Below are 11,620 nucleotides of genomic sequence, written 5' to 3'. Positions count from 1 at the left end.
TTTCGAAACTCATGAGAGGCTGCAGCCATGATGATCATGGTCGCCGGGGGCAGCGGCCTGCTCGGGCACCACGTGGTGCGGCAGGCACGGTCACGCGGGCACAAAGTAGCGGTGATGGCAAGGACCCGCAGGCCAGGAGTGGATCACGCGGTCGACCTGACCACGGTTACCCAGGCGTCGTTAGCGGAGTTGTTGGCCGGTTACGACGCAGTGGTGTTCGCAGGCGGAGTGTTGGACGAAGGCAGCGAAAGCGTCGAGGACCGCCTGCGTTCGGGGTACGTGGATCCAGCTGTGACGCTCGTGCGCGCAGCGCGGTCAGCGGGGTGTACCCGGGCGGTGTTGCTGGGCTCGTACTACGTGCACTTCCAGCGCACTCACCCGGAGTGGCGACTGGCACGGCATCCGTATGTGCGTGCACGGTTATCGCAGGCGAATGAAGCCCGCGAGGTCGCCGGGGCAGAGATGTCGCTCGCGACGATTCAGATCCCTTATGTGTTCGGAGTCGCGCCGGGCCGTGTGCCCGAGTGGTCGAACTTCTGGGTGAAGTGGCTGCGCTCCCCCATCCCGATGGTCGTCCCCAGCGGCGGCACGGCCGTGACCAGCGTAAAGGCCGTGGCGGACGCGGCCGTGACGGCGTTGGAGGAACGGTCGGACGCCGACATCCCCGTGGCCGAGGAGAACCTGTCGTGGAAGGACATGGTTCTTCGGATGGCGGCGGCGTCCGGCAAGCCTCGGGCGGTGCGGGAAGTCCCGGCACCCGTGCTGCGGAAAATGGCCCGATTCACCGGCGCCGTGGCGAAACTGACCCGCGCGCCTGAGCAACTGATGGACATCGGGCACCTGGATGACGTGTACCGGCACGAGATGTACCTGGACCTTACGGCCCCACGGTCGCTGGATGCGGAGATCGCGGAAACCGTGCAGGCAACGAGGTAAGAGCACCTGAGTTCACCAAAGCAGCAAGGTGCTCAAGATTTAGCTTCGAGCCATTGAACTCCAGGGCTGCCGCGGCACGAAGCGCGTCACGCAGGCCGCTGGCTGCCACTTGTTCGATAGAAGCCAGGCCGGCCACGAACTTCATTTCGACCTCTCGCTTTATCGCTTGGACAATCGCAATGGCAATAAGGACGAAGCCGGCGACCGCGAACACCATGCTGAAGAGAAAGCTGATAGATACGTATGGTCTTGAGCGTAATACTTGACGATGAGGCGCGCATGGCCATCAGACTGCTGCCGGACGACATTGGCAATGGCTGTCGTCGCCCGTTCACCAGCGACGTCGATCTCGACGTGGTCACCATAGATCACCGGCCCAGCGCGCCGCACGGTGACACTTGACCCGCTGCGACCTTCCGAAAGAGGTCCTTCATCCTCGCGGCTCAGATCCAGTGATTTCTGGACCGGCCCAGGTGGAAGACCGAGGGCGACCGATACTTCCCGCTCCACTTCGAGTCGCTTCTCATCCGATTTGCGCGATGTCGTGAAGGCAGCCGCTATACCGCCCACAGCGGCCGCCAGGCCACCAAGACGGAAACCAGCTGCTCCGTAAAGGCCGAACTGTACCAATAAAACGAATGCGGCTGCCCCCCACAAGGGACCAAGCCATACGCAGTCGGCGAGTTCTATTGATGCTGCGCCCGTAACCATAAAACGACCAAGACCGCGCCTGATCTGTTACCCGGCGCGTTGTCACCACCAGGACAGATTGATGATCGAATCAACCCTCATGCTGGGATCTTCTGTGATCAGCAGTTTCACAACCATATCTGTCCAAGCACTACTCACCGACCCACGTTCGCCATCCGACACTCACCGGGACACGACACCCGACCGCGACGTGAACACTCGTGTACACTTCTGAACATGAGTGTTCACTCGATTTTGGATGTGGCTACTGAGGTGCTGCTGGCGGACCCGAGTGCCTCGCTGGGGGACGTGGCCAAGGCGGCCGGTGTCAGCCGCACAACGCTGCACAAACGGTATGCCACCCGGCATGACCTCCTCGTCGCGTTGGCACACGACGCCTACGACCGCGTCGACAAAGCGATGACCGACGCGCAACTCGACGTCCCTGGCAGCGATGTTGTCGAGGCGTTGGAGCGGGCCATCGCTGCCCTTATTCCGCTTGGGCCGCGGATTGAGTTCATGTACCGCCAGATCGGCTTGGACGATGTGCCTGATCTCGTCACCCGCTATGAACAGTCCGGCGAGCCGCTGCTGCGGCTTATCCGGCGTGGCCAGGAGGCGGGCAAGCTTCGCACCGATGTGCCCGACTGGTGGATTCTGTCCACCTTGGACGCCGCGTTCTACACCGCGTGGGAGGCCATCTCGTCCGGCAAGCTGGCCCCGCTCGACGCGCCCAAGCTCGTCATGAAGACGGTCATGCAGGGCATCGGGACATGATTGCCGTCATCGGCCTGCTCGGTGCTACCGGTCTTTCCGTCGCGGGCAACGCCATCACGGGTATCGCTATCCCGTGGCTCGTGCTCGAACGGACCGGCAGCCCTGGCCTCGCCGGCCTGCTGGCCGCGGCCGCACTCGGCCCGTTGGCGCTGTCCACTCTTTTCGGTGGCGCGCTGATCGACCGGTGGGGCCGCCGGCGGTTGAGCATCGTCGCGGACATCCTCAGCGCGCTGGCCGTGGCCGCACTGCCTATTTTGGACAGTACGATCGGCTTGAACACCGCTCTCATCGCAGTTCTTGTCGCGTTGGGCGCCTTGTTCGATGGTCCTGGCATGGCCGCACGGGAAGCGCTCCGGCCTGATGTCGCGCGGCACGCCAACGTCCCGCTTGAACGGGTGAACGCGTGGGGTGAAGCTCTCGAAGGCCTCGGCAACCTTGTGGCGCCGGGACTCGCCGCGTTGTTCATCGCGATCGCGGGCGCTACCAACACGTTGTGGGTGACGGTCGGCATGTTCTTCGGCGCCGTTCTCCTCACTCGGTTGACGGTGCCGCGCGACGTCAGGCACGAGGCCCCGGATCACTATTTCCGTTCCGTGGCCGAAGGATTCAAGTTCGTCTGGCGGCAACCGGTGCTGCGCGGCGCCGGGCTCGCGGCCATGCTGCTCATCCTGTTCATCGCACCGATCTCGATCGTGCTGACCGCTCAGGCGCAAAGCATTGGCAGCCCGGGACTACTCGGCCTTGTCATGACCATGTTCGCGGTCGGCGGCATCGTGGGTGCGATCGTGTACGGCGCCATCGCCACCAAGCACCGCCGTCGCCCAGTCCTGTTGTGGGGACTCGTGATCAGCGGGGCCGGGATCATGCTGTTCGCGTCGGGCATCCCGATGGCTGTGCTCGCCGCGCTCGTCGGCGTCGCGGCCGCGCCGATCAACCCGATCACGGCCGTTCTCATCCAGGAACGCACGCCGGAACGGCTTCGCGGCAGGGTGATCGGCAGCATCTCGTCGCTCGCTCTGGTCGCTGGCCCGATCGGTGTCTCGCTGACCGGTGTGCTCCTCGAGGGCGCGGGCGCAGGCCTGGCGTTCATCCTGATGGGCGCGGGCTGTCTGCTCGCCGCGCTCTACTCGGCCGTCGCGCTCAAGGACATCGAGCCGCGGACCGGCCTGCCCGGCATCGACTCCAGCACCAACGACGAATCACGAACCACGAAGGAACCGTTGACCAGCAAGTGAACCACGCCGACGGACGGCCGCACACCGTCCACATAGGTCGCTTGGTCGGTGATCCGGTCCGGATCGAACACCAGCACATCCGCGTCACTGCCCGCCTTGAGCCGTCCCTTGCGGCGCATGGCGGGCACCGCTTTCTCCAGGACCTGCGCGGGAATCAGCGAACACCGTGAGATCACCTCAGCCAACGACAGCACACCGTGCTCACGCCACAATGTCCGCAACGACTTGGCGAACGTCCCCGCGCTGCGTGGATGGACAAGCGCACCAGGCGGCAGCGGCCACGTCGTCGGTGGTGGCGGAGGTCCTGGCCACGTCAACGGCACGGCGTCACTGGCGATCGCACCACCCGGATACGCCAGCGCCCGCACAAGATGATCGCGGTCAACCGGATTGTCCTCGTCCAAGAAGTGCACGATCACCAACGCACCCGGATCCGCGGCGCGCAACTCCAGCAGACGCTTCTCGTCCGCGATCCGCTCCCCCGTCGCGACGACCACAATGTCGCTCGGCCGGATGTCCGATCGCTTCAAGGCTTCCGGGTCGAGAAACGCCGCGCCGATCGCCGTCGAACCAGCGCCGTAGGGATACGCCTCGACCGTCACCGGCGCGCCTTCGGCCCTTGCCTTGTCCAGCAGCGTGCGCACCTTCTCGATGCGCCTCGCCGAGGTGCTGTTGACGTGGCAGTAATGCATATGCGCGCCAGTCTCACCGGCCGCCCGGATGATCTCCGTGGCACCGTCGACCGGCACGCCCGGATCGACGTCGATCAGCGGCCGCGCGTGCGTGTACGTCGGAACTCCGGCTTGCGACGCAAGTCCAGCAACGGCAACGAACTCATCCGGATCGACCTGCGGCGCGTAGCCGACCAGGATCCCGATTCCGAGCGCGCCGTCGGCCAGATCGTCGTACAGCCGCTGGAAGATCCGCACCCGCTGCTTCATCGTCGCGGGCACCTGCCAGCCCGGGTTGCCCAGGTGTTTCAGGATCGCGTGCAGGCTAGGCCCCGGCTGCGCGCCGATCAGCTCGACCATCCTGGCCAACGCCCACGACGTGGCGTAGCCGTAGTTCAGCGGGCGGCCTTCGGCACCGGCTTTGGCGTACGCGACCCTGACCGGCGTCGTGCCCGCCTCGAGTTCCAACGCCGTGGTCACGCCGTCCAACGCCTGCAGGCGCTGTTCCGGGATCGCCTGGCCATGACTGTGCAAGTCGATGAACCCTGGGCACACCACCATGCCGGACACGTCCACCCGGTTCGGGCACTCGAGCGGGGCGCTCGACACCGACACGACCCGGTCACCGGCGATACCGACGTCGGCGACCTTGTCGAACCCGCTCTCCGGGTCGATCACCCTCCCGCCGCTCAGCACCAGGTCCACTAGCGCACGTCCCAGGTCAGCACCCCGTCATCATCGCTGATCTCCAGTGCCGATGTCGCCAGTCGTCCCAGATACGCCACCAAAGTCGCAGCGATGACCGTCCCGGTCTGCATGTCGGCGAGCGGCACGAACCGGGCGCACGGAAAGAGATCGGTCGCGCCGGGCAGCTCGCTGCGCCACGGCTCGAGCTGGCCGTCGCTGAGCCGGTACAGATCGAGCAGCTCGCCGTGGACACTGTATACGCTGACCTGGTGCGATGGGATCAAGTCGATCTTCTGCGTGGCGAGCTGCAGGCGCATTGCTACCGGATGCTCGGCTCGGTGCAGGACGCCGAGGACGCGTTGCAGGAAACGCTGGTCCGCGCGTGGCGCTCGGCCGACCGGTTCGACGGCGTGCACCTGCGGGCCTGGCTGTACAAGATCGCCACGAACCGGTGCTTGACGCTGCTGGAGAAGCGCGCGAGACGGGAACTGCCTGCCGAGCTCACCCAAGCCGACGACCCGATCTGGCTGGAGCCCTATCCGGATGACCCGGAGGCCAGTTACCTGGCACGCGAAGGCATCGAGCTCGCGTTCGTCGCCGCTTTGCAGCACTTGTCCGCGACGCAACGGGCCGTGCTGGTGCTCCGCGAAGTCCTCGGTTTCTCCGCGCAGGAAGTCGCCGACCAACTCGACACGACCGTGGCCGCCGTGAACAGCGCGTTGCAGCGTGCCCGCAAGGCCGTCAGCCCGCGCAAGTACGTGGAACCCGGGCCTGAGCTGCAGAAAGTCGCCGACCAGTACGCCGCTGCCTGGGAGATCGGCGACGTGGAGGCGATCGTGGCCATGCTGACCGAGGACGCGAAGTACGCGATGCCACCGCTGCCGGAGTGGTACCAGGGCCACGAGGCCATCCGCGGTTTCCTGGCGACACCACTGCGAACGCGCTGGAAATTCCTGCCGGCTCGGGCGAACGGCCAGCTGGCGTTCGGCACGTACATGCTCGAAGGCGACCACTACGTGCCCGCGGGACTGGATCTGCTGCGATTCGACGGCTCGAAGATCGCCGAGGTCGTGTCGTTCCTGACCGCCGATTTCCCCAGGTACGGACTGCCGACGAAACTGTCTGCCTGAGCCGCGATGAGTTGATGCGCCCTCCTGGGTTGTAGAAGCAAACCAACCCAGGAGGCACACCATGTTGCTCGACGGCAAGAACGCGATCATCTACGGCGGCGGGACCGTCGGTACGGCTGTGGCCAGCGCTTTCGTCCGCGAAGGCGCTCGCGTCTTCCTCGTCGGACGCACGCTGGCCACGCTTGAGAAAGCCGCTGGGCGCATCGGCCGCAACGTCGAGATCGCCCAGGTCGACGCCCTCGACGAACGTCAGGTCAACGAGCACGCGGACGCCGTGGCCGCGCAGGCGGGCAGCATCGACATCTCGATGAACGTCATTTCCGACACCGACACCCAAGGCACCCCGATGGTCGAGATGACGCTCGAGGACTACATCCGCCCGGTGATCACGGCGGTCAGCTCGAAATTCCTCACCTCATGCGCGGCCGCACGACACATGATCAAGCAGAAGTCCGGCGTGATCATGGCGTTCGGCGGCTCGGTCGAACGCAGCCCGCTGATGCACGACTACAACTTCGGCGGCATCCAGGTCACTTTCGACGCGGTGGAGTCGATGCGCCGCCAGCTCGCGGTGGAACTGGGCAGGTACGGCATCCGCGTGCTCAGCCTGAGGACCAGCGGCCTGTTCGAATCGATCCCGCCGGACTACGAGAACCGCCAGATGATCATCGACAGCTTCCGCAAGGGGACCCTCACCGGCCACGCCGCGACTGTGCAGGACGTCGGCAATGTGGCGGCGTTCGCGGCGTCGGACTGGGCCCGCACGATCACCGGAACCGAGATCAACATGACCAGCGGCACCGCACTGGACTGAGCAGGATACGCACGAACAAGGTGGGCGGCAAAGAAACTCCACCGGTATTCATCTGCGGCTGAATGGGGGTCGCTACTCGGGTCTCACGGGTACGAATTCCTCATAGGCTCGGATAAGCCCCCGCCCACGAGAGGGGCAGTCACCCGATTCCAGCCATTCAGTCCACTGTGGAGTTATTGTGCGTATTTCGGCATTGACCGCCGCCGTCGCCGGTCTGACGATGATCGCGGCACCGGCCATGGCCGGCCAGGCCACCACGGCGGCGCCCGACAAGTGCGGCAACCACGCCGAACCGGTGCCCGGCGGCCAGCAGTACGAGCGCAAGTACTTCTGGGGCAACTGTGAGAACACCGGCGTGAAGATCAACGTCTGGTTCAAGGCCTACAGCGGCGCGTTCGACCGCTTCGACCGGCAGGTCTGCGCGCCGGCCCAGACCGACACCCAGATCGGCCACACCATCAACTACCTCGTGACCGCCTACTACGTCAAAGACACGGCAGGCACGTGCTGATCGAGCGGTGGTGAGACCGGGTCGGGCGACCGACCCGGTCTTGCCATTCCGGCAACGTTTCGTGCTTTCACGGCACCTCGGCGCCAGGGTGGCACGTATGGGCAAACGTGACACCGGACCGCCGACGACCGGCCCCGGCGAGAGAGATGTGCTCGTCGGGTTCCTCGACTACCTGCGCGCCGCCATCGCGGCCAAGGCCGAAGGAGCGCCGGAACCCCAGGCCCGCACCGCGGGTGTGCCGTCCGGGACGAACCTGCTCGGGCTGATCAAACACCTCACCCACGTGGAGCGGTACTGGTTGCTCGGTGCGGCCGTGACCAACTGGAAAGCAACGTTCCGCCTCGCCCCGGACGACACCGCGGACGCGATCCTCACCGCCTACCGGAAAACCAACACCGAGGCCAACGACGAGATCATGTCCTGGGACGACCTCACCGGCCCCGGCGCCCGCCGGGGGTCATCGAGGCGGTGGACACTGGTCCACATGATCGAGGAAACCGCCCGGCACGCGGGACACGCCGACATCCTGCGGGAGTTGATCGACGGCAGCGTCGGGCGCTGAACCGGCTCAGATGCGGATGGGAAGCCGTGCCAGCACAGTGCCTTTCGCGTCCAGTACGGTGATCTCGCTCTTGTGCCGTTGCTCGAGCGTGCCTTCGTTGAGCCAGATGTTGGGCAGCGCGAACGTACCATTGTGGACGTCCGCTCGAACGTCGGGCGACTCCGGCCGGGAAATGCTCACCGAGGCGACATCAGCCGACTTCACCAGGCCGGCTACCACCACGGTGTCACTGTCGCCGCTGCCGCCCGGGCGCTGCCGGAAGTCGTAGAACACGGTGGTGCTGAACAGGTACGGGTTCGACGGGACTTCCAGGTCACGGTAGCCGTTGCTGAAGGTCTCCTCGTCGATCTTGAGCGAGACCCGGTCAGCGGAGACCACGCAGACAGCGAGGAGATTGCCGTAACGTCCAAGTTGGAGTGTCTCATCCTTGGTGAGCTGCAACGATTCGGTGGCCTCCCAGTTCGCCGGATCAACGGGACGGAATGAGAACTCGCGGGTGAAGCAGTCGGCCAGGCGGCGCGCCCCGTCCGAGTCGGGATTTCCGGGCGATTGTGGACGATCGACTACGGCAGGCGTGACGGAAGGTACTTCCGTTGCGGGCACCGACCGTACGTCTCCCATGATCTCCGGGGTCCCGCCGAGAGCGATCGTCAGTCCTCGGGAACCGAGCGGCAAGTTGTTGGGTGACACGAAAACCCCGTCACGCACGACAGCGAGCGTGCGACCGGCCTGCCGATCACCCGGTCCGATCTGCATTGTCCGGAAGGCCGGATCCAGCACCCCGGCGACGGTGCCGGCCGCTGAAACGAACGTGGCCCGTGCCGTTCCTGCGGCAGATGCGCCGACAATGGGCGCGGAAAGCGTCACAGTGGACGGTGTCAGTTCACAGAACCGTGGCCCAGCCTCGGTAGAGTACGTGATGACGGTGGCACCTCGAGCGGACGCCGTCATCAGCGGTCGCCACTCGCCAGCTCCGGCTGCCGCACAGCGGGCCGCCTGCTCAGGCGGTGCTTGAAGATCCTTGACGCTGTACATCTCCTCAGGCGTCACGAATCGGTTCTGGCTCTCCGCAGTAGCCGGAGGCAGTTCCTGGGACCGGTTGGTGGTGACGGTGAAGGTCACCGCGCCCGCGGCGAGCAGGACAACGGCCGCCGCGATGGCCAGCGGAGCCCAGCCGACTGTCCGGTTGGGACGGTGGATGTCCGCCAGAATCCGGCGGCGGGCGTCGGCGCGCACGGACTCCGGCAACTGCCGTTCCTCGTGCACGTCAAAGATGTCATTCATCTGATGTCTCCTGGGAAAGCTCATGCAACCGGGACCGGGCGCGGGAAAGCCGCGAGCGCACGCTGGCCTCGGAGATACCGAACAGTTCAGCGGCGTCCGCCGCGGACGTGCCGCCGAGCAAGCAGACCTGCACCGCTTCCCGCTCCTTCGGCGGCAATCGCTCGACAGCCGCGAGGACGCGCTGCAGCCGCGCCTGGGTCGCGTTGTCCTGAGCGAGCTTCTCGGCGTGGTCGGGTGTCGATTCCGTGGTCGCCAGCTTCGGGACCAGCCTGAGGAATCGGCTCAGCCGCCGGCGCTCTCCTCGGCACAGGTTCGCCGTCACGGTGTACAACCACGGCAACGCGCTGTCGCGGACAAGACGGACTTCACCGCGTCTGCGCCAAGCGGTCATGAACGTAGTCGCGAGCAGGTCGTCGGCCGCGCTCCACGAAGCAGTGAGCTTGTACGCGTAATTCCAGACGGTCTGCGCGTGCCGTTCGAACAAGTCGGTGAAGGCCTGGTGGTCGTCGGCGGCGATGAGCCGCCAGAGCTCGGCATCCGACCTTGGCCCATCCCGCACAGCGGCCTCCGTCAACGAAACAGTCACGACCCGTTGTAGTCGACCGTCCGCGACCGTTGCACCCCGCGATCAAATAGTGACTGGTGTCACAGGGTGCTTCCAGGCATTTTCGACCGGATTTCGGCGCGGCCGGTCGCTCCGAGTTTGCTGAGGATGTTCTGCACGTGGGTCTCGACCGTCCGCACGGAGATGTGCAGCGTTGCGGCGATCTGCCTGTTGGTCAGCCCCTGCGTGACGAGCCGGGCGATCTCACCTTCGCGAGGGGACAGAACTCGTGGCCCGGTAAGGGATTCCGCGGCGGCCACCAGCCGCCGCATGCCCATTTGTTCGGCCATGGCCCGCGCGGACTGGGCCAGTGCGGCCGATTCGGCGGCGTCGCCGGGGCGGTCGCGGCGGGCAAGCACGCGGGCCAGGTCGAACGTGGCGGTGGCGACACAAGGCGGCAGCCCGACGCGATCGTTGATCTCGATGGCGCGCCGCAGGTACCGTACGGCGTCGTCAAGCCGGTCGCATACAGCAGCCGCGAGGCCTAACGAGCCAGCGACCGCGCCTTCGATGGTGACGACTCCGGCACCACCGCACTGGATAAGATCTTCGAACGGCAACAACCGGCGATATGCCACCGCGGCGGTCGCCTGTCCTTGAACTGCTCGGCCAGAACCACCAGGGCGCACAGCACCGACAGCCGTCGCATGCCGCCGATGGGCTCATGGATGTCCATTTGCCGCAGTTGCGCGATTCCCTTGCTGATCAGCACAGACGCACGGTCCACGTCCGGCATGTCAGGCGCCGCGAGCAGTGCGCGTGCGTACAGCCTTACCGCGTTCTCCCAAGCCAATTGCGCCATCGCGGCATCGCCCGCGCGCCGTGCCCACTCGGCTGCCTTCGTCGCATCACCGGCGGGCAGCGCTTCGAGCCAGTGGTGCGCGATCTCCGCAACCCGTTGTGCTGCCTCCGGACGTTGTTCCATCGCCGTCGCGGTGCGCGCGTGCAGCGCCAATCGCCGTGCGGTCGGCATGAGCAGCCGCGCCGCTTCCCTGACCAGATCGTGCGTGAACCACCAACCGTCCAAACCGGACAGCACACCGGCCTGGAGCGCCTCGTCCATCGACGCCAGGACGCCGTCCAGCGGCCGGTCGAGCACGGCGGCACAAGTGCCCAACCGGATCCGGGACACCGTTTCCTCACGTGCCAACGATGCGAGCCCGTCGGACAACGCCGGTGAGACCTCGGTGTCCCGGTAGGTCACCAGGATCATCACCGGTGCCGACCCGATCGCCCTGGCCAGGTGGACGAGCAGCTGTACGGTCGGCGGATCGGCCCACTGCAGGTGATCCAGCACGATCAGGACCTTGCCGACCCCGGTCAGGTACTCCGTGACGGCCTCGAAGACCCGGAACCGCTCTCCCGGCGACATCGCCGCCCGTCACCGAATTCGGGCACGAGCAGAGACAGATCCCCAGCCAGCGCGCCGGGCGCGTGCAACCTGGCCAGCACCTTGAGCACCATCCGGAACGGCCAGTACGACGGACTGCCGTCATCCTGGACGGCACGCCCCCAGGAGGTGAGCACACCGTTCGCCTCGGCGACCGCTGTCAGCTCGTGGGCCAGCCTGGTCTTGCCGATCCCCGGCTCGCCCGACACGAGTACGACCTGTCCAGTGCCCGCGCGCAGCCGGTAGGTGAGCTCGTCAAGCTCACCGCGCCGCCCTACGAACTGTGCCCTCACGTCCCGGGGGCTTGACCATCTTCCATCGGAGGCTGC

15 protein-coding genes are annotated in these 11,620 nt (G+C 66.0%); 8 read left to right on the top strand and 7 right to left on the bottom strand.

Annotation, left to right across the window (positions count from 1 at the left end):
- The first annotated feature begins 27 nt into the window (after window positions 1–27).
- From B9C43_RS29345 to B9C43_RS29335, 4 genes are all read left to right on the top strand, one after another.
- The gene (locus B9C43_RS29345; protein ID WP_084430173.1) at window positions 28–936 is read left to right on the top strand and encodes an NAD(P)H-binding protein; all 909 of its coding nucleotides are present in this window, start codon (window positions 28–30) and stop codon (window positions 934–936) included.
- Window positions 937–1,215: 279 nt separating this feature from the next.
- Complete coding sequence (locus B9C43_RS59665) at window positions 1,216–1,338, top strand: hypothetical protein (RefSeq protein ID WP_268811594.1); 123 nt, start codon at window positions 1,216–1,218, stop codon at window positions 1,336–1,338.
- A 525-nt stretch (window positions 1,339–1,863) separates the two neighbouring features.
- A complete protein-coding gene (locus tag B9C43_RS29340) occupies window positions 1,864–2,403 on the top strand; it encodes a TetR/AcrR family transcriptional regulator (protein WP_033382885.1) in 540 nt (179 codons plus the stop codon).
- Window positions 2,400–3,638 carry an MFS transporter gene (locus B9C43_RS29335; protein WP_084430172.1) on the top strand — a complete coding sequence of 413 codons (1,239 nt, stop codon included), beginning with the start codon at window positions 2,400–2,402 and terminating at the stop codon, window positions 3,636–3,638. Before B9C43_RS29340 ends, B9C43_RS29335 begins: the two co-directional genes overlap by 4 nt.
- Here B9C43_RS29335 and B9C43_RS29330 read toward each other — a convergent pair.
- Both B9C43_RS29330 and B9C43_RS55805 read right to left on the bottom strand, forming a co-directional pair.
- Window positions 3,527–5,014 carry an amidohydrolase family protein gene (locus B9C43_RS29330; protein ID WP_143446664.1) on the bottom strand — a complete coding sequence of 496 codons (1,488 nt, stop codon included), beginning with the start codon at window positions 5,012–5,014 and terminating at the stop codon, window positions 3,527–3,529. The two genes, B9C43_RS29335 and B9C43_RS29330, sit on opposite strands and share 112 nt — an antisense overlap.
- A complete protein-coding gene (locus tag B9C43_RS55805) occupies window positions 5,014–5,280 on the bottom strand; it encodes a hypothetical protein (protein ID WP_143446663.1) in 267 nt (88 codons plus the stop codon). The genes B9C43_RS29330 and B9C43_RS55805 overlap by 1 nt, the downstream gene beginning before the upstream one ends.
- On the opposite strand from B9C43_RS55805, the gene B9C43_RS29325 reads away from it, so the two are divergent.
- From B9C43_RS29325 to B9C43_RS29310, 4 genes are all read left to right on the top strand, one after another.
- Complete coding sequence (locus tag B9C43_RS29325) at window positions 5,266–6,126, top strand: RNA polymerase subunit sigma-70 (protein WP_235038897.1); 861 nt, start codon at window positions 5,266–5,268, stop codon at window positions 6,124–6,126. The genes B9C43_RS55805 and B9C43_RS29325 overlap by 15 nt on opposite strands.
- A 61-nt stretch (window positions 6,127–6,187) precedes the next feature.
- Window positions 6,188–6,940, top strand: a complete 753-nt coding sequence (locus B9C43_RS29320) for an SDR family NAD(P)-dependent oxidoreductase (protein ID WP_033382882.1) — start codon at window positions 6,188–6,190, stop codon at window positions 6,938–6,940.
- 178 nt (window positions 6,941–7,118) lie between these two features.
- Window positions 7,119–7,451, top strand: a complete 333-nt coding sequence (locus B9C43_RS29315; protein WP_084430169.1) for a hypothetical protein — start codon at window positions 7,119–7,121, stop codon at window positions 7,449–7,451.
- Between the two features lie 97 nt (window positions 7,452–7,548).
- Window positions 7,549–8,013: a DinB family protein gene (locus B9C43_RS29310; protein ID WP_084430401.1), complete on the top strand. Its 465-nt coding sequence runs from the start codon at window positions 7,549–7,551 to the stop codon at window positions 8,011–8,013.
- A 6-nt stretch (window positions 8,014–8,019) separates the two neighbouring features.
- Here the strand turns inward: B9C43_RS29310 and B9C43_RS29305 are convergent, their stop codons facing one another.
- From B9C43_RS29305 to B9C43_RS29285, 5 genes are all read right to left on the bottom strand, one after another.
- Window positions 8,020–9,297 (bottom strand): hypothetical protein, encoded by a 1,278-nt coding sequence (locus tag B9C43_RS29305; RefSeq protein WP_084430168.1) that lies wholly within the window; start codon window positions 9,295–9,297, stop codon window positions 8,020–8,022.
- Complete coding sequence (locus tag B9C43_RS29300; RefSeq protein ID WP_235038896.1) at window positions 9,290–9,856, bottom strand: RNA polymerase sigma factor; 567 nt, start codon at window positions 9,854–9,856, stop codon at window positions 9,290–9,292. Before B9C43_RS29300 ends, B9C43_RS29305 begins: the two co-directional genes overlap by 8 nt.
- A gap of 86 nt (window positions 9,857–9,942) precedes the next feature.
- Entirely contained in the window at window positions 9,943–10,461 is a 519-nt protein-coding gene (locus tag B9C43_RS58705; RefSeq protein WP_084430166.1) for a helix-turn-helix transcriptional regulator, read from the bottom strand.
- Window positions 10,386–11,273, bottom strand: a complete 888-nt coding sequence (locus B9C43_RS29290) for an ATP-binding protein (RefSeq protein ID WP_084430165.1) — start codon at window positions 11,271–11,273, stop codon at window positions 10,386–10,388. The genes B9C43_RS58705 and B9C43_RS29290 overlap by 76 nt, the downstream gene beginning before the upstream one ends.
- Window positions 11,222–11,584, bottom strand: coding sequence for an AAA family ATPase (locus B9C43_RS29285; protein WP_160096764.1), 363 nt, complete (start codon window positions 11,582–11,584; stop codon window positions 11,222–11,224). The genes B9C43_RS29290 and B9C43_RS29285 overlap by 52 nt, the downstream gene beginning before the upstream one ends.
- Window positions 11,585–11,620: the final 36 nt, after the last annotated feature.

The sequence above is a fragment of the Kibdelosporangium aridum genome (assembly GCF_900176515.1).
GTDB lineage: Bacteria > Actinomycetota > Actinomycetes > Mycobacteriales > Pseudonocardiaceae > Kibdelosporangium > Kibdelosporangium aridum.
The sequence above is the reverse complement of the archived record's forward strand: the minus strand, read 5'-3'. Positions and strand labels throughout refer to the sequence as shown.